Genomic DNA, 20,816 nt, shown 5'->3' with positions numbered 1-20,816 from the left:
CTGATAACAATCTGAACGGGGAGTACATGGCTGGTTTGAGATATAAAGATCCCCCCGCTATAGTTGATAGGACAAGCATAGAGGGGGGATCTTGGTGTTTGCAGGCGCTGTTAGAAGCTCAGGTTACATAAAACGTGGACTCACGAGTCTTCCTTGATCCCAAAAAAGCCCCGATTCTCGGGGCTTCTACGGATGTTCAACCTTCACTCTTTAGACCCTAACTCTTAAATAATGTTAGTGTCGTCTGAAAAATGTCTTTCTCAACTGTTCTTCTTATACAGCCTAGTTGCCAGAAAGCATAATCCTAGCAAACCTATTAGGTTGACGATCCAGAGCCAAACATTACGTGTGGTAAAGACATTTATCATTGCTAACCATAAGAGAAAAGCTAGAGAAAGAGGCAGATGAATCACACTCCCTTGCAAAAGCTAGCGGCTCCAGCGTCTCCACCAGACCAGTCTCCAAGTGCGCCACCGGATACAGTTCCAATAACCGTAACTGTACCGGCTCGAACTCTGCCTAGGAAACCAAGTCCAGCAGAATCGGCTGTTCCAAGAACACATCCGATAAGATCGCCAATATCGCTGCCTTTGATGTTTTTTCTGAATCTCCACTCATTTGAAGCTTAAAAGATAATTTATTAACATGTGCCTTCTTAAAAGCCCCTGAGTTATTACGGCAGATAACGAAGCTTTTCTATTAGATGATCCGAACTTCGAAGATGATCTGCTGCAGACTTTAACTTAGCACCTCCTATTATTTTGTAGGTGATCACCGCTTGGCTCTACTATAGCTTAGCGGAAAGAATTTTAGTTCAATTATTTTTTAACGTCGCTATTTTGGCAAAAAACGTCAATGCAATTTAAAAATCAACGTTTATTGGTGAAAATCAACGTTTATTGATGCTATAGTGTAACTCTTTAAATAGCTCAAGTGTCATCGAAAGACGAGTCCTGTTTGGTTGAGGTGAAAATGATGTAGTCAATCAATGAAGTCATGCTTGTCAGGGACTAAGGATTGTATTAATGTTGTTGATCAATTTTTCCGGAATGTTCGGAAAGGTACCCTATTGCCAAGAATTAAACCTCTGAAACCAGTGTGGTAAGTGAGCTCACCACATTAGTTTCAGAGGTTTCTTGGTTTCAGGATAGTACACACCAGAGTACTTGGCACTTGACTAACATTTTGATGGCCGAAAGTGGCGATACTTATAGTGCTAAGTGCTAATAACAGTATTAGATGGCTGCCTTGGCAAAGTTAAAAGTTGTCACTTAATCTAAAACTAGAGGCTGGATTAGCCAACTTTGCACACGGGAAAAACAATGGCATTTTCAGTCACTACTTGTAGGTGCTTCAGAGCTTGCTGTAAGAGCCTGGCGCAACTCGCCCATTCTCCGAATACTGACCTCAAGTTTATCTTGATTGTCCATATAAACGAATCGGTTTGTGATGTCCAGACGCAAAACATGTGCGGGATTAATCAGGATACTCTTATGGCATCGACATAAGTTGGTATATTTGGTCGCTAGTTCCTTAAGGTTGCCGGGAAAGGTTGTGATTTCATTTTCTGCATGAAGCTCCAGTGTTCCTGAGACGCCGGGAGCAGTTTGAATATAGATGACCTCATCCATTTCAAGTGAAAAAATGCTGGAGTTGATGCTGTAGTTAAACAATCTGGGAGATGCGACCTGACGCGCCTTTAAACGTTTTATTGCATAAAGAATGTTATTTCGAATTTTCTTTTCTGTCTTCGAAGGTGAGTTCTTGTTGATCATGTCCAACGGTGCGATTTTGTGCTCTAAAATCCTTAAAGCTTCATCTACATGGCTGGTGATGAAGAGGATATCGACATAATATGACTTTCTCCGAATGGCTGTGGCTACATCTACGCCGCTTGTCGCTGAATCTCCCAGCTCGATATCAAGGAGGAAGATACTATCATTGATGGCTGACCAATCGACAGCTGCAAGCAGTTCAGTTGCTGACGTTGTTGCCAGCCGGATCTTGGCGGGTAGTTCTTCAATCAGAAGGTACTGCTGCACAGTTTCTTGGATAAAGGTTAGATAGTCAGGGTTGTCTTCGAGAATGTAAATGTTTAGGATTGTTTTGTTTTTAGGCATGGGCTTTTCCTCCTATAAATAGAGTGATCTTTAATTGATCATTGTTGATAATTGCTTTACGCATGCTGATATTGGGATTTTGTTGGATTAGGTCATTGATAATGGACATGCCTTGCCCGTGGCCTGAGCCCTTTGTTGTAAATCCTTTTTGGTTAAGTCGAGTTAAATCAAAGCCGTCAGGAATCGGGTTTGCAACAACAATTTCTAAGTGATCGCGGGCGGGTAATAAGAGAACTCTGAAAGACTTAAGTTTAAGTGTGGCAGTTTCGTCAATAGCATTATCAATTAAAATGCCCAAGATTCTGATAATTGCAAATCCGACATCACTTTCCAGGGATCGGACTGTATCTTTGGTATGCATGTACATTGTTATGCCACGGTTTGCAGATTCGGACCATTTGAGATACAGCAAACTCCTGAGCGGATCACTTTCGATCAAAGCTAAGGCATCTTTGCCTATCTCAGCTTTTTGAAGTGCATCCTGTGCTTGAGTGACAATCGTTCGAACGTCTGATGAGTGGTGTGGTGATGATTTCTGCAAGCTAAGCTGTAACGTTGCAAGTAAGTTTTTGTAATCATGAAGAATCCTACTGGTATTGATACGTTGCTGCTCAAGGGCTGAATAGTACGCGCGTTTTGAAGCTTCCGCGTGCTTGATAACTAACAACTCCAAAGAATACTGATATGATTTTACGATGAAGAATAACGAGAATACGTTGATAACCATAAAAAGAATTAAGGTTAACAAAATAAGAAGTGTTAGGATATTGGTGATTTCAAGAAATGAAAAAGCAAACTCTAAACAGTAAAGCGAAACGCAGGTCACTATTAAATAAATAACTGCCGGTCTCCAAATAGCTATTTTTTTTTGGATTTGTTCACGGATAGAATTAATGAATAGCTTCTTTTTCATTAACACCTGAGACATGACAACTGCAAATATGACATCAATGATCAGCTTGATGCTATTTGAGATAGTGGATGATTGGACAGATAGAAACAGAAATACGATTTTAGTGACTAGTAATTGAAGGTTAATAACAATTAAGTTAAGTTCTAGAAATAAGAAAACCCAGAAGATATCAAAACGCTGATATTTTTTTGAAATATTTGTTGCATATAAAATACCAAATGTTATTTCACCAACTGATGAAAGAAATGTGGAGAGCGTTCCTGCGGCGAGTGACCATAAGAAAATATGCCTGAGTTTGAAGTCGTTAAAGTAAATATACGAAAGGAAAGTAAGATCAATCAAAAAGATCGGTAAGTGAAACAAGAAGTAATACAAGTCTGTAGAAATAATCATGCTATAATCTTTACCTTTCTGTTTGTAGGCGGTTAACTTCCTAAAAATTGCCAAGGTGCTCGAAAATCTGCGTTAAATGGCGAAAAAGCTACGTTTATTTTTTGCCTAACCAAAATTTTTAAAGATCTGGTACGATCACTTTGAACGAAAGACAAAACGAAGGGAGAAAAAGGTAATGAAAAAATTTAAAGATGAGGAAATGCCAATGATGACAGATCTTGAACTTTCAAGTTTTGTTGGCGGAATGCTCCGAGATGAAGGTTTTACGTTTAACAAGTTTAAGAACTGGCTAACGAGTATCTTTGGCTAGTTTTCTTACGTGTGGGAGAAGAGCACTCGTAAAAGAGGTTACAAATAATCTCGTATTGCGAGCTACACAATATAAAAATTATTAAATTTGCATATATTTATAATTTTTATATTAATATAACTGCTATGGCCCTCGATAAAATGCATGATAGCACAATTTACCTAGTCAATATAGTGCTTTTACTTATTTTTTGTTCTGGAGAGGCTGATGTCAATTGGCAATTCAATTTTTAAAGTGGAGATAATTACATGTTTAAACACACCCCCAAACTAGGCCAGATCACCTACTACAAACGCTTCTACACCGCACAAGTTGACGAGCGTGACTGTGGTGTGGCTGCGTTAAACATGCTGCTTAAATACAATGGGTCGGACTATTCGTTAGCCCACTTGCGCGAGTTAGCGAAGACAAATCAGGATGGCACGACGGCTTTGGGAATTGTTCGGGCCGCTGAAGCACTAGCGTTTGAGACGAAACCGGTGCAGGCGAATATGCAGTTGTTTGATCTTGAGGATGTGCCTTATCCGTTTATTGCCCATGTGCTGAAGCGCGGTGAATTGCTTCATTACTATGTTGTTTTTAAAGCAACGCGCACGAGTATTCTGATTGGCGATCCTGACCCGTCAGTGCGCATGACCTGGCTTTCGCGAGAGGTGTTTGAAAAAGAATGGTCGGGTGTGGCCATCTTTATTGCACCGGCGCCGCAGTATCAGCCGCGTAAGGAGGACAAAGGCAGTTTGTTTGCGTTTGTACCCATGCTGGCTAAGCAAAAAGGTATTATCGCGAACATTATTCTGGCCGCGGTATTGATTACGGTCATTAGTATCGTTGGGTCGTATTTTTTGCAGTCTATTATTGATACGTATATACCGAATGCCATGCGGACGACGATGGGGATGATTGCTAGTGGCCTTTTGGTGGCTTACTTGCTGCAAGCTGTGTTGACTTATGGCCAGAATTTTTTGATGGCGGTGTTGGGGCAGCGGCTTGCGATTGATGTCATTTTAGGGTATGTGCGCCATTTATATGAATTGCCGATGTCGTTTTTTTCAACTCGGCGGACCGGAGAGATTGTGTCGCGGTTTGCGGATGCCAATAAAATTATTGATGCGCTGGCGAATACGATTATGACGTTGTTTTTGGATGTCTGGATTGTCCTAATATTAGGCATTGTTCTAGGGATCCAAAATGGGACTTTGTTTTTAGTGTCATTGATTGCCGTGCCGTGTTACTTGGTGATTGTTTTTGCATTTCAGCGGCCGTTTGATCGGTTGAATCAAGAGACGATGGAAAGTAATGCAATCTTGAGTTCATCGATTATTGAAGATTTGAATGGCATTGAAACCATCAAGTCCTTGACCGGCGAACGAGTTAGCTATGAACGGGTTGATCGGGAATTTCTAACCTATTTGAAGAGGTCGTTTAGTTACACCAAGGCAGATCAGTTACAGCAAGCGATTAAAGGCCTGTTGAAGCTGGCGTTGAACGTTGTGGTGTTGTGGATTGGGGCAAGTTTGGTGATTGCCAATCGAATGAGTTTGGGGCAGATGCTGACCTTTAATGCGCTGCTGTCATACTTTACGAATCCGCTTGAAAGCATCATCAACCTACAGCCAAAGTTACAAATGGCGCGGGTTGCTAACAATCGTTTGAATGAGGTTTATCTGGTTGAATCGGAATTCAAAGAACCGCGGCACTTGACGGAGCGGCATTTAATCGAAGGTCCGTTACGTGTTCGGGATGTTTCGTTTAAATATGGTTTTGGCCAAGATGTGTTGAAAAACATCAACCTTGAAGTGCCGGAAAATGCTAAATATACCATTGTTGGCATGAGTGGTTCTGGTAAGTCGACATTAGCAAAATTATTAGTTGGCTTTTACCCAGTTGATACCGATAAGGGAACCATCACGTTTAATGGCATTCCGGTCAAAGACATTAATCTCACAACATTACGGCAATATATTGAATATGTACCTCAGGATCCATTTATTTTTTCGGGCACGGTGTTGGAGAATTTGACGTTAGGTAGCCGTTCGGATGTTTCGGAACAAGACTTGACGCAGGCGTGTTTGGCTGCGGAAATTGCCGCAGACATCGCAAACTTACCGCAGCAGTGGCAGACCAAATTGTCAGAAAGCGGCAGCATTTTATCAGGCGGTCAGAAGCAGCGGCTGGCGATTGCACGGGCCTTGTTATCGCCGGCAAAAGTACTGATTTTTGACGAATCGACTAGCAGTCTGGATACCATTACAGAGCGAAAAATTGTCGATCGCTTGCTGGCAATGACGGATCGGACCATTATTTTTGTTGCCCATCGCTTAACTATTGCGGCTAAAACCGAACAAATTGTGGTGATGGATCATGGCAAAATTGTGGAACAAGGTGACCATGCAACGTTGTTAGCCCAAGACGGTTATTACGCGCGCCTGGTTCATGAGTGAGGTGAGCTTTAGATGATGGATCCCAAAAAACTTGCAACGACCGAATATTACCAGCACCGCTTTCGCAATTTTTCAACAATGATTATTATGCCTAGTACGATTCTTTTCTTAGGCTTGCTATTGTTTCTGATCTTTGCTCGGCGCGAGGTAACTGTGCTGACAGCTGCCGAAATTGAACCGGTAAAGGCAGCCGTGACAGTTCAGGCGACGGCCGCCAATCGGATCGTCTCGAACCGCATGAAAGAAGGCAAGCGCGTGAAGAAAGGCGAGACCTTACTTGTTTACCACGATGTCGCCAATCCAACACAAATTAAATTACTCAAGCAGCAACTGGCAACGCTAAAAGAGCAACAGCAGCAATTGGATGTTTTGAAACAAAGTGTTACCGAAAACAAAGATCTTTTTTCAAAGGCAGACCGATTCGGCTATCAACAACAGGTGCAAGATTATCTGAGCCAACGCCGAGTGCTGACTCTGACAGCAGAGGCTGAGCAGGCAACCCAAACCGTCGCTAGTGAAAAAAACAAAGAGATTGATCGGTTACTAAGCGCCAGTATCCAAACGAGCCAAGCGAAAATGGCCGCTATCTCCGGGGCAAAAGCGGCGATTCAGGCGAACAAACCCTTGCCCAGTCGCCACGCCTATCACTATTTTTATCAACAATATGAAAGTGAGATAAAAAATACCGACGCGGAGGCACAGGCGAACCTTAAACGCCAGTACCTCGCTCAGTTACAGACACAGTTGGATGAGGAACAAACCAATTTGACGTCTTTAGAGCAGCAGCGGGCTGGCCAAAAACAAGCAGATGTATCGGCTCAAAAAGCGGGAGAGACTCAGGCTAATCTAACCGCATTACAAAGTCGGTTGCAGCAAACAGCCGTTGCGGAACAGACGAAGGTTCAGCAGCAGATCCAAGCAGACGAGGCTAAGTTAGCCACCCTGAATGATGAAACTCAAAACTATCATGTCAAAGCAAGTGCCAGTGGGGTTTTGCATTTAGAAACTGCTTTAGCGGGGAATCAATATGTCCCTTCAGGAAGCGTGTTGGCACGAATTCTGCCGGATTTAACGGAACAAACGGCCGCTGACATAAAATTAGGCGTTTTGCCGACAGAGATCATGAGCATCAAGCGTGGGCAGAAAGTGCGCCTGCGAATTGCTGAGAATGTGCCGACCCCTACCATATTAGATGGCCGGGTTTATGCGATTGACGTTGCCCCGACACGCGATCCGAAAGTTGGTAACTTCTTTACGGTCAAGGCGCGGGTGAAATTATCTAAATCACAGCGGCAGTCGCTTTATTATGGATTAGCCGGCCAAGCATCTGTTATCACTGGCACAAAGACTTATTGGGATTACTTTGCAGATAAGATGTTTAACCATCGATAAATCGGTATTTACCACTTTTGCCGTTTAGTAGCGAAAATGCGATGCCCATTCTTTAAGAAAATGACCATAAAAAACGATACGGATCAAGTTAATCAAATGAAAGGCGGTGATCGGCGTATGGATTACGAGGAAGAATTAGAAACAAAAGGCTATATCGACTGCCTGTTGCATGAATTACATGAACAACCGCAGCTCATCCGCCAAACGAATATTGAAGAAGTTGTGGAAAGAACCAAGGAAGAGATTATCCGCGATGGTTTCCATGGCTATGAATTACGACGGCATGTTTTTCGGATGATACTAAGAATTGATTTTATACTCACGACTGAAAGTGTACGGTTGAGTCAAGAAGGACGCGATGCAATTGACGAACTACGACGGATTGCCAATGGACAGAAGAAGGAAGATCCTCGTCGCTTTTTGCGAATCCGGCATTTTCTGGCGCAGCGATTCCAACATCATATGCAATAAGTTGAGACCGAGAAATGATTGCTAGTTTGTGCGTGCTTGTCATGAATAACGCGGTCAAATCCGTTAGTTTCAAAAAGTCAAAAATACACCCTGTTATGAATTGTGCTAGAATAGTGAATGTTTATTTTCAATTTTTTTGAAAAAGACAATCCCTATAAGAAGGATTAGCACGAGTTATGAAGGCAAAAGATAACCAAGCGGATCGGGGAGACCAACCGCTTTCAGAAAAACATCATATGCAAATTCCGTGGTATGACGTGATTGTCAGCGAAGAGCGGCAAGCGGATCATGCCACCCTTGAAGAGCGCGCGTCACTCGTCGGCCGAGTCGGGATCATGTTGCTGGCGTGTGGCACCGGGGCATGGCGCGTGCGTGAGGCGATGAACACGGTTGCTCGAGCATTGCGGATGTCGTGCTCAGCAGATATTGGCCTAATTTCCTTATCGTATACCTGCTTTAGCAATAACCATGCCTATTCTGAGGTGCTTTCACTGCCAAAAAGTGGTGTGAATACTGACAAGTTGGATGCGTTGGAACGTTTTGTGCGTCATTTTGACAAAGAGTATGCGACTCAAACCGTTCGGGATATTCACCATCGACTTGATCAAATTCAAAAAATGTCTGGCAATTACGATCCGTTGCGCGCCGGATTAGCAGCTGCTTTGGCGTGTTGCGCTTTCGTCTTTTTGTTAGGCGGCGGTCCTATCGAAATGATCTGTTGTTTTGTTGGTGCAGGGATCGGTAATTGGCTGCGTGAAATCATGATTCGACGTAACTGGACGTTGCTGGCTTGTATCGGTGTCAGTGTGGCGGTTGCCTGTTTGGTTTATTTTATCGCTTTTCGCGGACTGGAAATGGGACTGGGAATTGCAGCGCGGCATGAAGCGGGGTATATCGGCGCCATGTTGTTTGTGATTCCGGGCTTCCCGTTTATCACCAGTATGCTGGATATTTCGAAGCAGGATATGCGCTCGGGAATGGAACGACTACTGTATGCGTTGATGATTACCATTGTGGCTTCGCTGGTTGGTTGGCTGGTCGCGATGGTTGTCCATTTACGCCCGGAAAACTTTGTCGACTTAGGCTTGAGTCCGGTCCTTCTTTTGGTTTATCGCCTCATTGCCAGCTTTTGTGGGGTCTTCGGATTCTCGGTGATGTTTAACAGTCCCCGCCGAATGGCAATTCAGGCCGGGTTGATTGGAGCAGTGGCGAATACGTTACGGCTTGAGTTGGTGGATCTCAACACGATTCCCCCTGCTGCGGCGGCATTTATCGGCGCACTGGTGGCTGGGCTGATTGCATCGGCGATTAATCGCGTTGATGGCTATCCGCGGATTTCGCTAACAGTGCCATCAATCGTCATCATGGTACCTGGCTTGTATATCTATCGGGCAGTTTACAATATTGGATTGAATAATATTGGCGTCGGTGCCGAATGGATGACGCGTGCCGCACTTATCATTATGTTTTTACCGTTGGGCTTGTTTACCGCTCGCTTGATTATGGATTCTCGCTGGCGGCAAAGCGATTGATCAGTATAACTTTTTAGCAACACAAATAACCCCACTTCAAATCGGAGTGGGGTTTTGTGATGGTTATGACTTGAATCGTCAATTGGAAGTGTGGGTGCTTTTCGGTGAACTCGTTAAGTTGTTATGTAGCACAACAGCGCTGTTGCAGAAGAAAGCTGCCGGCAGCAACGAGTTAGCGCAAGCATCAAACCAACTTGGCAAGCGTGATCGTCATCACACTCAGATGGCTTGTACAGTCAGCTTACACTTAGATAAATCGGTGAGGAGGTTCATTTGACAACCGCTCACCGATCATTAGTTGACTACCACTCGTAACCAACCGGATTCTTGATCATGCGCTCGTAAACATCTTTAACGACTGCCATCTGGTCAGGGGTTAAGGCAGGCATTTCGGCTGCGTCGGTGTTACGTTCGATCTGGGTCGGGTTGCTGGCGCCGGGAATGACCGCTGAAACAGCATCGTACATTAGAATAAACCGCAGTGCCGTTGCGGCCAGATTGTCAGATCCTAACCGCTCCTTTAGTTCGCGGGCTGCTTTGACGCCGGTTAAATAGTCAACGCCGGAGAAAGTTTCGCCTTTGCTGAAGTGCTCACCATGGCGGTTGTTGGCGCGCTGATCTGTGGGGGCAAATTGGGTCTTTTCATCGAACTTTCCGGTCAGGAGGCCGCTTGCCAAGGGTACCCGCGCGAGAATGCCGACATTGTGTTGTTTAGCCAGCGGGAAGAAGGTGTCGGCCGGGCGCAGGCGGAACATATTGAAGATGACTTCAACAACCGCAGTGTCATAGTCGAGCGCTTTAATGCCTTCTTCGGCCCGTTCGATGCTGACGCCATAATGTCGAATCTTACCGGCTTTTTGCAAGGCATCCAGTGTAAAGAAAGTTTCAGGCTGATAATAGACTTGCATGGGCGGGCAGTGCAACAAGACAACATCGAGACTGTCTAAGCCCATGTTTTGGCGCGATTTGTCAACATAGCGGCGAATATGATCCGGATCAAAATGCTCGGCGGTCAGCGGTTCTTCTTTACGGCCAATCTTAGTGGTGAAATGCACTTCGGGATGTTCTTTAACGAATGCCCCTACCATCTTTTCGCTTTCACCGCCTTGATAGCCATCAGCGGTATCAAAGAAGTTAACGCCACGATCGTAAGCTTCGTCCAAAGTTTCGCGGGCGACTTTTGCATCGAATGGCGCACCCCACTTGCCGCCTAGTTGCCAGGTGCCAAGCGAAACTTCACTGACTTTGTAGCCGGTTTTGCCTAATAAACGATATTTCAATTGAAAGATCCTTTCATAAGTGACATGATAAGCTGCAAACGGAAAATTGATCTTTGGCTCCCGGTTCATGGATATTAGGGTGAGCACAAGATCGGTATACTGCATGAATAGTCTAGCACAGCACAAAAAGCGTGTCAGTGTTCGAACGACTCGTGTTAGTTACTTTCTACGTTGATAATAATGACTGAGTTGAGTATATACCAGCTAGTAGCAAGATGGACGAGGTGAAGAGATGAGTAAGAAAACGCAACAATTATTTCAGGCGAGTGATGTCGCTTATAACGATCCGGAAATGGCGGAGCATCCAGAAATTCGGCAACAGCTTTTAGAGGCGGCCAAAGACTTAAACCGTGATACGCCTTATCAAATGGTGGCCCTCAAACTCAGACGGACCATTTCCCGGTATGTGTTACTCAATCACTTACAGTCACCTGCCGCGTTAAGCCAATTGTTTACAACGATTGGGGCAACCGGCGATCGTTATTTTGGGGAAGCAACATTCTTTGGTCAGCTGTTTAAATAAAGCAACACAGCAGCGTCATCTTTGGCGTCATACTTCAGGTGGCTCGAAACGAAAAACCGACGATGCAACGGCACCCACGAATCCGATGATGCCAAGGATGACCGTTATCTGAGAGACGGGGAGGGAAAGTCCGAGTGCGGCTATCAGCCAGATGCCGGTCCATGCTAGATACACAAGGGCAGCATACCGAAACCACAGCGCCATCCCTAGATTGAAGGCACCTAAGACGAGGCTGAATCCCAGAAGTGATGGACGAGAGATAGCCAAGTCTAGCAGACCGTGTGAAAAATAATCGATTAGCGCAGGCGCAAAGAAGATGACGAACAAGGCTGCGACCCAAGTTAAAACGGTTTTGCGTGTTATCTTGTTAAAGAAGATGCCACGCCCGTAAGAAATAGGAATCATAATAAAGACATTCGCGCCGGCTAACGCAATGTTGCCGGCCGTAAGCTGACGATCTTGGCTGATAAACATGAGAAAAATACTTTCAATCAACAGGAACATGATCAACGGCCAGAAAATGGCGAAATGATAACTTATCGAAGCGCGTGGTAGTTCTTTTAAAATGTTATCTGCAGCAGTTTGGGGATCGTCGCTGAAGAAACTAGAAACGCGATGACCAGCTTGGTAGGCATCAATGAGCGTTGTCAGCAGATCGCTGATGGCATGTTCAACTGCGTAAGGGTCTTTGGACAAAGCACCGCGTAAATATTGAACAACCGTTTCCGTGTAGTTATGATCGAGACCGTGGATTTGCTTAAGCAGTTGATCATTAGCGGCGCGCAGTTTCATTAACTTTTTCATGGCGAATGCTTCTCCTGTGTATGATTTGTGATCAATCGCGGCCTTAGGCGATTAATCCGGAGCGGGGTTCGGGATGATAGAACAATAAGAGTGCTGTGAGGACAACGCCGGCGATGGCAATGCCGACCGTGAATGCTGAAATTGGCAAAAGTAGTCCGGCAAGTGCCAGTAGCCAAATCGTTGACCAGCCTAAGAATAGTTTAGCGATTTGCCGAAAACCCAAAGCCACCGCCAAGTTGAGCACGGCACAACTGCCGCAAATGATGGTAAGGGTCGTATGCGAAAAGGCAAATTCAGAATGGCTGACGGTTAAGTAACCCAGTATTAAAGGGACGATAACAAGAAGGGTGACAACCAGCAGCAGACCAAAGATTGTTTTGGCCGAGAGCTTATTAAATGAGACGCCGCGTGCAAATGGCAACCCTAAAAAGGCGAAGACAACAGTAAGCGGCGCAATGGTATTACTTAAAGATAACTGGTTGTCTTGACTGACTAACATCGTAAAAATACTGGAGGAAAAAAGGAACATGAGGATCGGCCAGTATTGATCAAACAAGTACCACCAAGAGACGCGTGGCAACTCGGCTAAGATGTTATCCGCTGCTGTTTGGGGATCGTCACTGAAGAAGCTGGCAACGCGATTGCCGGCCTGTTGTGCATCGATTAGGGTTGCAAGTAAGTCACTAATGGCGTGTTCAATGGCGTATGGATCCTTGAACAAAGCACCGCGTAAATATTGGATAACCGTTTCCGTGTAGGTGTAATCAGTGCCGTGAATATTTTTCAGCAGCTGATCGTTTGCCGTTCGCAGCCGATTTAGTTTTTTCATGATTCGGTGCCTCCTTGGTTAAGCTGTGCCATTGCTTGGGCAAGTTGTTGCCACTGTTGCTGAAAGTCAGCCAAGGCGTCTTGACCGGCATCAGTGAGGTGATAATATTTGCGATCGGGACCATTGCCGGTAGGACGGCGAACGCCAACGATGAGCTTGTTTTTTTGTAGTTTAAGCAATAACGGGTAGATGGTGCCTTCCGGGATATTGCCAAAGCCCAATGTGCCCAACTTTTCATGCAAGCCGTAGCCGTAAATGTCACCTTGCTGAATGATCCGTAAAATGGCGCCTTCGAGGATGCCCTTGAGCATTTGGGATGAAGGTTGCATGCACTGGCCTCCTTTTGATACCTTGTTAAGCATAGTATACCCAGCAGCCTGTACCTTGTAAAGCAAGTTATCAGATTTTAAAAAAGCCAGCGCAAATGGCTGACTTAGCGGGAAGATGAGAAAAAAGAGCTTACGGCTGTTCTTTTAGTTCGGCAAAACCAAAGATGGAAAAGATAATGCTTGACGCCTCAATTAGCGGTTTTGTGAGCAGCCCTGTATAAAAGCCGATTAAATAAGCAGTTTGGTCAGAGGCTGTTTTGGCGTCGTTTAGTGACGCTGCGCCATTGAAACTCAAGACGAGTAAAACCGCGCTTAATCCAACCGCTAACAGGATCAACAGCAGCCGGTGTGCGGTACCGTTGATCCAAGTATGGTAATCAGGATAGTGGGTGGCCATTACCACTAAATTAACCAGTAGTGCCAAAAATAGCCACGCGAGTATATGTTTAGAATTGCTCGAAGTGATCTGTACTGCCCAGATGGCCAAAATCAGTAAGATATTCAAAAAGTATGTAATTTGGAAATACTTTTGGTAACGCTGAGCTTGTTTGCTGATGGTCTCATAATGTTGCACGATATCTTGATCCTCCCTAAGTAATTGATCCAACGGAATTTGATATAAATCACTGATACTAACCAAGGTGCTAATATCAGGAAAACTACGCCCATTCTCCCAGCTGGAAATGGTTTTGGCTGAAACATGTAATTGCGTACCAACCTGCATCTGGGTTAAATGATGTTGCTGGCGAGCCTGTTTCAGTTTGTCACTAAATTGCATTTTCTCTTCACCACCTGTTCTCATTGTTAAAGCAGATCTAAAAAGGTACAAGGATTTTTTGCTTAGGGAGACTCTAAGATTCGTAGAGTTGTAGATATGACGGGGTTCTGGGCGGATGCTAGTTTGTCTTTTTGTGGGCCGCGAACTGACGGCATGTAGGTTAGTTTGAACTTTTTGTCACAGTAGTGCAAAAAACTCGAAGTGAGTTCGGCAGGTTTTTGCCGTTCTCGCTTCGAGTTAAAAGAGACATTTTGAAGTTTATTGCTAACAGGCCCAAGTTGACATGGAAATTTTAATGCGTTTTTACCAACGATCCTGCCATTGCGCCGAGCAAACAGCGGAACGATTTGCCTAGCTGCTGGCGATGATGCTTGTCTAATTCATGAAAGGCATGTAGATAGTGGCGCCAGTGGTTTTTGGTTTTGGCTAAATCGTCTAAGGTGATGGCGTTGCCGCTTCGAAGCATGGTGTATAAGGCGTCAACGGTGATGGCGGTCGCTTTGGTGTCCAAACCCGCCAACCATAGCGCAAAAGTTTTCTGAAAATAGCGCGATATCCAAGTGGTCGTTGGCAGCCGGGCGAAAGTATGGTCAGCGATATTCCAGGTGAGGACGTCATGCTGGCCGAAAAGTTTGACGTGACTTTTAACCACTTCAAAGTTAGTTGCCGGATCGAGACTGACCCCAATGAGTGAACTTTGCGGAACGAGCTTGGTGACGCGATCACGGTGGTTGGGATCGAGTGGGACGCCACTTGGCCCATCGAAGCTGTACACATGCGCGACTTGATCAGCAAGCGGTTGCGGCAAGTTGTCAAAAGCGTAAATGGCGAGACTGCCGCCTTTAGAATGTCCCGTCAAATAATAGGTACCGAGATGGCGGCTAATTTGCCGGGTCAAGTAGCTCAGAGCACGGCGCTGGGCAGGGATAGTGGGCATGAAGCTCATGTTAAGATCTTCCTTCCAGCCGACTAACTTGTTGGTGGTCCCGCGAAAACTCACGCAGTAAACATGTGGTGCCAAGGTGAAGGTGATGGCACCAAAGTCTTCTTCATTACGGTGACTGCAGGTCTCAAGCCAATTGGTCCAAGTCACCCGCGCAAACCGTGCACTTTGCCGCATCGCTTGTAACATTGCTTGATGCGTCGGAATTGCCCAAGTCGTTAAAGTGGCCTTATTCAGACGCCTGCTATCATTCAGATCAGCAAAACGCGCGTAAGGTTGGCCGATGAGGTAGTTAAAATTCAAATAACCAAGCTGTGCAAAAAGACCGGCATCCAACTCAGTTAATCGTGTCTGTTGAAAAGGCGCTAAATTGAGGCGTTGCGGGTAATCAGCAATTGAAGGCATGACGATACTCCTAGTTCTTGAATAACATTTTTAGTCACTATCCTAAGTGTAACCGGTTTACGTGAATAACGTATGTAATTTGCATTGACTTTAGTTTTTTTAAGGTTATTTTTAAAGTTGTTATAGTTAACTAACTAAGCTGCGTATGGTCACTAGCTTTGATCATGCTATATTGATGACGGAGGTGTCGACATGCCAGATCTAGCTCAGTCAACATTCATTTTGCCGCAAGACGCGACATTGACCACCGCACAAGCAGCATTGAAGCAAAAAATTCATAATTTTATCATGGCTAATTATCAAGCCGACAAAACGCATTTGCTCATCGTTTCAGGTGATGCCGGTTCCGGGAAAAGCGTGGTGTTGGACGCGGCCTTTGCGCAACTGCAACAAGCCGCGCGTGCAGAAGTCGGACCGCTGGCAGGCACTGATAATAAACTGCTCGTGAACCATAATGAAATGTTGAAGATTTACAAAGAAATAGCCGAAGCCAAGTCCTATTTTCGCAAAAAGGACTTTATGAAGCCGACACCCTTTATTAATGCCTATCGAAAAGCCGGCAAGCGCGCCGATGTTGTTTTTATTGACGAAGGACATTTGTTGCTGACAGCGCCAGACCCGTATAACAATTTTCGGGATACTAATCAATTGACTGACATTTTACAATTGGCGCGATTGGTTGTGCTGGTGTTTGATTTTCATCAACTAGTTAAACTTAAAAGCTTTTGGACGCCGCCTTTGCTGAAGCGAACCACCAGCGGCTATCCAGTGGCGCATTTTCAACTGACTGAACAAATGCGGGTGGGGGATGCTGCGGTCAATAATTGGATTGATCAGTTTGTTCGCGGGCGTATCACCCCGCTGCCACATCCGAAGAAGTTTGATTTTCGGGTTTTTGCCGATGGTCAGCCGATGTATCGCCTAATCCAGCAACGCGATGCGGAAGTTGGCCTGTCACGATTGATTGCAACAGCTGATTATCCGTTTACGGTTCTGGATAAGAAGACCTGGTATGTCACGGCTGGTTCATTGCGGTTGCCGTGGGATAAAATTAATTTTACCGATCGGCCATGGGCACAACGACCGGAAACCTTACATGAAGTTGGCTCGATTTACACGATTCAAGGGTTCGATTTGAACTATGCCGGAGTTATTTTAGGGCCGAGTCTTGGCTACGATGCAGAGAAGGATCGTCTGACGGTCAACCTGAGTCAATATCAGGACAAAGAAGCATTCAAAAAACGCCCTGATTTAGCGGATACGCAAGCCGCTAAAATTGCGATTGTCATGAATGCTATTAATATTTTGCTGAAACGGGCTAAGTATGGCTTGTATTTATATGCTGCAGATCCGGCGTTACGGCAGCGACTACTTCAAGCGCATGATTTAGGAAGAGAATAAAGTCGCTTCGGAGAGATATGTAACTGCTTAAATACTGAATGAAACCGTTGACGCCATCGCTAGGAGAACGTAGAAAAGGCTATAAAAATAATTATTAAACTAATTGAGCAATTAAAGACTTTACGTTATTCTAAAGGTGGTTCAAATCTTAAAACAGGAGTGGTTGACATGGCTGAAAAGTATACAGCAGAAATTGTGCCATTGAATGCAGAGAAGATCGGTACTAAGGCCCATGGTACTGCCGAGTTCACTGTTGACGGGGCGCAGTTGCGTATTCATATTGAGATGTTTGATACACCTGCAAACGTCCAGCATTGGGAACACTTCCATGGTTTTCCGGATGGCAAGCCAGCTGAGATAGCCACCGCGGCCCAAGATGCTAATGGTGACGGCTTTGTTGATTTACCTGAAACGGAACCGGTTTCCGGTACAACGATGGTCCCGTTTGATGCCGAGCCTGCTAAAATGCACGTACCCAATGACAGCTATCCAGTAGCCGATGCTGACGGGCACTATGCTTATGACAAGCTCGTGGATTTAAAAGAGCTGCAGAAGGCGTTCAAGGCAGCATTTGGTAGTGAAGATTTGCAATTAGATAAACGGGTTGTTTACATTCATGGTGTTCCGGACAGTTTGGAACTTCCAGATACGGTTAAAGGAACCGTCATGAACTATGATGCACACGTCACACTGCCAATTGCCGTGGGTAAAATTGTCCGCGCTTAGTAGCAAAATATAATTTAATAACGTAGGTTGTTCCCGATCCGTCTGAGCGTTTCCAGCTTAGTCAGGTCGGGATTTTTTGTGCGCCAAATCCTAAAACTTATAAATACTGGAATGATCATTCATATATTCGCTGCTAATTATAATTTAAGAAGTAATATACCGAAGAAAACTTTATTTATAAAATAACAATTATTATAGTTCCGTTTACGCAGTTCATCTTGTTACGCTTAATTCAGCAACAAGTGAAAAATGTAACATGAAAGGAGGCACCCGATTGCCTAGGAAATGGATTCATATGCTGATGTTACTGCTGATGCTGGTCACGCAAATTGGCAGTGCCGCGGTCCCGGTAGCCAAAAGCGCTCAGACTAATCCAAAGCACGATGTCCGGGATGCGTCAGTGCAGCCGAGCACTCGTCCTGCCGCATCCGAAGCTGCTGAGTTTGATCTGGAAGCAGCGGCTAGTGCGCCATCAACCAGCGCGGCCGCCAAGCAAACTACTTCAAAAGCTCGGCAGCACATCAAGCTAGAAGCAGGGAAGTCTTGGCACGGCGATGGTCATACGTTAACTTACAACGTTGACATTCAGCGGTCTGAAATTCAGGTTAAGTTGATTTTAGCCAAGCCACAGGATCAAACGGGGCAGCAAGTCGTCAAGTTCGCTAATGCCCAAGGATTCACGTCCCAGCCTGCACATACTAACGGTGAAATAACGCGCCGGCTTGCAGAGAAAACGGCAGAAAAAGGTGAATACCTTTTAACCAAAAAGCTGCCTGATACAAAGCAGCAAGCAGCTAGTGTGAAACTCAGTCTGGATGGATTTAATGACGCTGCTCAGGTATTAGCGCTTGATGTTGACTTGCAGCTGCCTGCGCGCCTGGCTAACGATGATGTGCAGGAACCGGCTGCACTCAGCAAAGATGCGCACAGTCTGATTTTACCGCCGTCTGCACTTGGGACGATTAAAATTCACGCAACTAAAGCTGATGGCGCCGCACTTTCGGATGAAGAGGCGCAAATTTATCGCAAACCAAATAGTAGTACCCGTTCAAAATACGGATCACGTTGGGCGATGGAGAATGGCGTTTCATCAGATTATGTGTCGCGTTCTGATGCCACCGCCATTATTTTTAAAGATGCGGTTCAAAATCCCAGTGGTCCTTCTAACCTGCTAGATGCCAAGATCAAAGTGGATATTGATCATGTTGGCTCAGCAAGTGATCTTGATGGAAACCGTTTTGAGATTGGTGCTTATGTTGAACTAACAGGTATTCGCGTCCGTCCAGTCGAATGGGGCACTACCCCTCAGGATGTCGGCATTGATTTTTCCAACAACTTCTTTTCCGGGATGTCATTTGCCAATGTTTTGTACTATGACTGGCGCGTGATTTTTTATGACAAGGCAACGAGACAGCGATTGAACTTTATTCCGCAAAGTGAAGCCAATCAAAATTCGACCCTGACGTTTACTTCGTTGAATCCCGGTGAGTTTGTCTGGACGGAGCAGGCGGGGATGACGCCCACTTATGACGATCGGTTTATCACGGATTGGCAATTTGAGGAAGGAACCTGGATTACCTCAGATAAAGCGACATTCGAAACCGAAAAACTGGGCGCTCGCGGGAAGGAACAACGTGGGTACACCTCACAGACCTGGGGAAACTGGGTCGATCCAATTGATCACGAGAATATGACGGAATGGGAAGATCGACTAGGTGCGCCAACATTTGGGCGTGGTGCCGTTGCGTTTACTTTAAACGGTACCAGTCATACCTTTAGACGCGGCACTTATTCCAACGGCGGCGGTACTTGGGTTGCCAATGGGAGTGGACAAATCGAGTTGATTGACCCAAATGTCACCAACAACAAAAGCGTGAGCGCAAATGCCGAAGCCGGTGGCGGAGCCGAGGAAGATAAAACCGGCACCATCTGGACCGCAAATGATTTAGACGATCAGGTGGTCAATCAGCATTACAACGGCGAGCCATTTTACTACTACATCAACCAGGAAGTATACAGTATGGGCGATTACGTGGTGAAGCCGACCAAAATTGTTGTGACGGACCTGCTACCGGAGCATGTCGAGTTGATTCCGGACAATAACAACAGTCCCCCGACTTATCAAAAAGCGTTCCAGCTCTTTAATGCAACTGATCCGGATGCGGTTGGCCAAGATCGGAAAATGACGCTGACTGAGGACGTGTCGGATTTTGTCGTGACGCAAGAAGGCGATCGGCAGCGAATCACGCTGACAATCGGACGTGAAGATGTGCAGAAAATTCATTTTCATAGCGGCTTTTTCTCACTTCGATTGAAGGTGCGGCCAACAAAGGATCCGGACACCCTGACAAAACGACTTACGCTGGTCAATAAAGCGACCGTTAAATTTTTCGACACTGAGGAACGTTACAGTAAGGAAACCAACGCAGTGCAGGTTCATCTTGATCCGGCAGGCAGATTTCCAGCTGAATTTACCAAGAAAAACCAGTATGGCGCAGTGCTGCCGGGTAGTCGGTTTGTCTTGAAGCAAGGAGACACTCAACTGCAAACAGCAACTGCCGATTCGCAGGGTAAAGTCTCATTTGGAACGCTAAAACCCGGCGACTATCAGGTAAGCGAAATTGCCGCTGCCGGTCACGAGTTGCAGGCTGAATTTGATTTAAAAGTGGCAGCTGACGGTACTGTGACAGTCGGCCGCAACGGCGAGATTTGGCCAGACACCACGGTGATCAACCAACTGAAACCCACCGAACTTGAGTTGATCAAAATTGAAAAAGGTAAAAACAAACTCGCCAATGCAAGTTTTGCCTTATACCGTGGCGATCAAACCACCCCTGTTGCTCAAGGAACGACTGATGAAAATGGCCAGTTGCGATTCACACATCAGTTGACCCCGGGAACTTATCGCTTAACGGAAACCAAAGCGCCTGCCGGATTTGATCGGCTGAACGGATCGTTTACCTTCAAGATTAACGCGCATGGCACAATGGTAGATCTTGCGTATAGTGGCAGCGATTTAAGCAGTGATGAGTATGGGTTTGAATTTATCCCTGATGCAGAGGATAAGTTGAATCGGATTCGCTTCACACTGACGAACCATTCGTTGGAAACACTCCTACCGAAAACTGGTGGTAGCGGTATCTTGCTGTTTCTCATGGTCGCAATCAGTGCGTGTGGCGGCGGCTGGCTGCTTTACCTGTATCTGAAGCGAAAGGAGGCCCGTTAA

General features: G+C 45.5%; 18 protein-coding genes. 9 read left to right on the top strand and 9 right to left on the bottom strand.

The window, feature by feature from the left end:
• Window positions 1-409: 409 nt before the first annotated feature.
• The 3 genes from ACWP87_RS02805 to ACWP87_RS02795 form a co-directional block, all read right to left on the bottom strand.
• On the bottom strand, window positions 410-595 hold the full coding sequence (locus ACWP87_RS02805; protein WP_076638842.1) for a bacteriocin: 186 nt from the start codon (window positions 593-595) through the stop codon (window positions 410-412).
• A gap of 736 nt (window positions 596-1,331) precedes the next feature.
• Complete coding sequence (locus tag ACWP87_RS02800; protein WP_014570079.1) at window positions 1,332-2,120, bottom strand: response regulator transcription factor; 789 nt, start codon at window positions 2,118-2,120, stop codon at window positions 1,332-1,334.
• The gene (locus tag ACWP87_RS02795; protein WP_014570078.1) at window positions 2,113-3,426 is read right to left on the bottom strand and encodes a GHKL domain-containing protein; all 1,314 of its coding nucleotides are present in this window, start codon (window positions 3,424-3,426) and stop codon (window positions 2,113-2,115) included. Before ACWP87_RS02795 ends, ACWP87_RS02800 begins: the two co-directional genes overlap by 8 nt.
• Window positions 3,427-3,601: 175 nt before the next feature.
• On the opposite strand from ACWP87_RS02795, the gene ACWP87_RS02790 reads away from it, so the two are divergent.
• From ACWP87_RS02790 to ACWP87_RS02770, 5 genes are all read left to right on the top strand, one after another.
• On the top strand, window positions 3,602-3,736 hold the full coding sequence (locus ACWP87_RS02790) for a bacteriocin-like peptide, LSEI_2386 family (protein ID WP_005692249.1): 135 nt from the start codon (window positions 3,602-3,604) through the stop codon (window positions 3,734-3,736).
• A gap of 248 nt (window positions 3,737-3,984) precedes the next feature.
• The gene (locus ACWP87_RS02785) at window positions 3,985-6,177 is read left to right on the top strand and encodes a peptide cleavage/export ABC transporter (RefSeq protein ID WP_014570077.1); all 2,193 of its coding nucleotides are present in this window, start codon (window positions 3,985-3,987) and stop codon (window positions 6,175-6,177) included.
• A gap of 12 nt (window positions 6,178-6,189) precedes the next feature.
• The gene (locus ACWP87_RS02780) at window positions 6,190-7,569 is read left to right on the top strand and encodes a bacteriocin secretion accessory protein (protein WP_014570076.1); all 1,380 of its coding nucleotides are present in this window, start codon (window positions 6,190-6,192) and stop codon (window positions 7,567-7,569) included.
• A 60-nt stretch (window positions 7,570-7,629) separates the two neighbouring features.
• Window positions 7,630-8,040, top strand: coding sequence for a hypothetical protein (locus ACWP87_RS02775; RefSeq protein ID WP_005692253.1), 411 nt, complete (start codon window positions 7,630-7,632; stop codon window positions 8,038-8,040).
• Between the two features lie 176 nt (window positions 8,041-8,216).
• Entirely contained in the window at window positions 8,217-9,572 is a 1,356-nt protein-coding gene (locus ACWP87_RS02770; protein ID WP_005711099.1) for a threonine/serine exporter family protein, read from the top strand.
• 302 nt (window positions 9,573-9,874) lie between these two features.
• Here ACWP87_RS02770 and ACWP87_RS02765 read toward each other — a convergent pair whose 3' ends face one another.
• Window positions 9,875-10,957 carry an aldo/keto reductase gene (locus tag ACWP87_RS02765; RefSeq protein ID WP_048653151.1) on the bottom strand — a complete coding sequence of 361 codons (1,083 nt, stop codon included), beginning with the start codon at window positions 10,955-10,957 and terminating at the stop codon, window positions 9,875-9,877.
• Window positions 10,958-11,084: 127 nt separating this feature from the next.
• Between ACWP87_RS02765 and ACWP87_RS02760 the strand changes: the two genes are divergently transcribed.
• Entirely contained in the window at window positions 11,085-11,375 is a 291-nt protein-coding gene (locus tag ACWP87_RS02760) for a bacteriocin immunity protein (RefSeq protein ID WP_014570072.1), read from the top strand.
• 27 nt (window positions 11,376-11,402) lie between these two features.
• Here the strand turns inward: ACWP87_RS02760 and ACWP87_RS02755 are convergent, their stop codons facing one another.
• From ACWP87_RS02755 to ACWP87_RS02735, 5 genes are all read right to left on the bottom strand, one after another.
• Window positions 11,403-12,179 carry a hypothetical protein gene (locus ACWP87_RS02755; RefSeq protein WP_014570071.1) on the bottom strand — a complete coding sequence of 259 codons (777 nt, stop codon included), beginning with the start codon at window positions 12,177-12,179 and terminating at the stop codon, window positions 11,403-11,405.
• A gap of 43 nt (window positions 12,180-12,222) precedes the next feature.
• Complete coding sequence (locus ACWP87_RS02750) at window positions 12,223-13,008, bottom strand: hypothetical protein (protein WP_014570070.1); 786 nt, start codon at window positions 13,006-13,008, stop codon at window positions 12,223-12,225.
• Entirely contained in the window at window positions 13,005-13,337 is a 333-nt protein-coding gene (locus ACWP87_RS02745) for a PadR family transcriptional regulator (protein WP_005687855.1), read from the bottom strand. Before ACWP87_RS02745 ends, ACWP87_RS02750 begins: the two co-directional genes overlap by 4 nt.
• Before the next feature lie 130 nt (window positions 13,338-13,467).
• A complete protein-coding gene (locus ACWP87_RS02740; protein WP_014570069.1) occupies window positions 13,468-14,115 on the bottom strand; it encodes a helix-turn-helix domain-containing protein in 648 nt (215 codons plus the stop codon).
• 292 nt (window positions 14,116-14,407) lie between these two features.
• On the bottom strand, window positions 14,408-15,463 hold the full coding sequence (locus ACWP87_RS02735; protein WP_014570068.1) for an Mbeg1-like protein: 1,056 nt from the start codon (window positions 15,461-15,463) through the stop codon (window positions 14,408-14,410).
• Window positions 15,464-15,655: 192 nt separating this feature from the next.
• Between ACWP87_RS02735 and ACWP87_RS02730 the strand changes: the two genes are divergently transcribed.
• The 3 genes from ACWP87_RS02730 (at window position 15,656) to ACWP87_RS02720 (ending at window position 20,816) form a co-directional block, all read left to right on the top strand.
• A complete protein-coding gene (locus tag ACWP87_RS02730; RefSeq protein ID WP_014570067.1) occupies window positions 15,656-16,864 on the top strand; it encodes a DUF2075 domain-containing protein in 1,209 nt (402 codons plus the stop codon).
• Window positions 16,865-17,032: 168 nt separating this feature from the next.
• Entirely contained in the window at window positions 17,033-17,590 is a 558-nt protein-coding gene (locus ACWP87_RS02725; protein WP_014570066.1) for a hypothetical protein, read from the top strand.
• Window positions 17,591-17,864: 274 nt separating this feature from the next.
• On the top strand, window positions 17,865-20,816 hold the full coding sequence (locus tag ACWP87_RS02720) for an MSCRAMM family protein (RefSeq protein WP_014570065.1): 2,952 nt from the start codon (window positions 17,865-17,867) through the stop codon (window positions 20,814-20,816).

The organism is Lacticaseibacillus sp. 22 (assembly GCF_055413445.1).
This window is presented reverse-complemented; position numbering and strand designations above follow the sequence as displayed.

Excerpts from the sequence above, each read along its gene's own strand:
- ACWP87_RS02790 (WP_005692249.1), top strand. The coding sequence starts at position 3,602 with ATGAAAAAATTTAAAGATGAGGAAATGCCAATGATGACAGATCTTGAA.
- ACWP87_RS02785 (WP_014570077.1), top strand. The coding sequence starts at position 3,985 with ATGTTTAAACACACCCCCAAACTAGGCCAGATCACCTACTACAAACGC.
- ACWP87_RS02750 (WP_014570070.1), bottom strand. The coding sequence starts at position 13,008 with ATGAAAAAACTAAATCGGCTGCGAACGGCAAACGATCAGCTGCTGAAA.
- ACWP87_RS02755 (WP_014570071.1), bottom strand. The coding sequence starts at position 12,179 with ATGAAAAAGTTAATGAAACTGCGCGCCGCTAATGATCAACTGCTTAAG.
- ACWP87_RS02775 (WP_005692253.1), top strand. The coding sequence starts at position 7,630 with ATGACCATAAAAAACGATACGGATCAAGTTAATCAAATGAAAGGCGGT.
- ACWP87_RS02760 (WP_014570072.1), top strand. The coding sequence starts at position 11,085 with ATGAGTAAGAAAACGCAACAATTATTTCAGGCGAGTGATGTCGCTTAT.
- ACWP87_RS02740 (WP_014570069.1), bottom strand. The coding sequence starts at position 14,115 with ATGCAATTTAGTGACAAACTGAAACAGGCTCGCCAGCAACATCATTTA.
- ACWP87_RS02780 (WP_014570076.1), top strand. The coding sequence starts at position 6,190 with ATGATGGATCCCAAAAAACTTGCAACGACCGAATATTACCAGCACCGC.
- ACWP87_RS02795 (WP_014570078.1), bottom strand. The coding sequence starts at position 3,426 with ATGATTATTTCTACAGACTTGTATTACTTCTTGTTTCACTTACCGATC.
- ACWP87_RS02800 (WP_014570079.1), bottom strand. The coding sequence starts at position 2,120 with ATGCCTAAAAACAAAACAATCCTAAACATTTACATTCTCGAAGACAAC.
- ACWP87_RS02730 (WP_014570067.1), top strand. The coding sequence starts at position 15,656 with ATGCCAGATCTAGCTCAGTCAACATTCATTTTGCCGCAAGACGCGACA.
- ACWP87_RS02770 (WP_005711099.1), top strand. The coding sequence starts at position 8,217 with ATGAAGGCAAAAGATAACCAAGCGGATCGGGGAGACCAACCGCTTTCA.
- ACWP87_RS02735 (WP_014570068.1), bottom strand. The coding sequence starts at position 15,463 with ATGCCTTCAATTGCTGATTACCCGCAACGCCTCAATTTAGCGCCTTTT.
- ACWP87_RS02765 (WP_048653151.1), bottom strand. The coding sequence starts at position 10,957 with ATGCAGTATACCGATCTTGTGCTCACCCTAATATCCATGAACCGGGAG.
- ACWP87_RS02725 (WP_014570066.1), top strand. The coding sequence starts at position 17,033 with ATGGCTGAAAAGTATACAGCAGAAATTGTGCCATTGAATGCAGAGAAG.
- ACWP87_RS02745 (WP_005687855.1), bottom strand. The coding sequence starts at position 13,337 with ATGCAACCTTCATCCCAAATGCTCAAGGGCATCCTCGAAGGCGCCATT.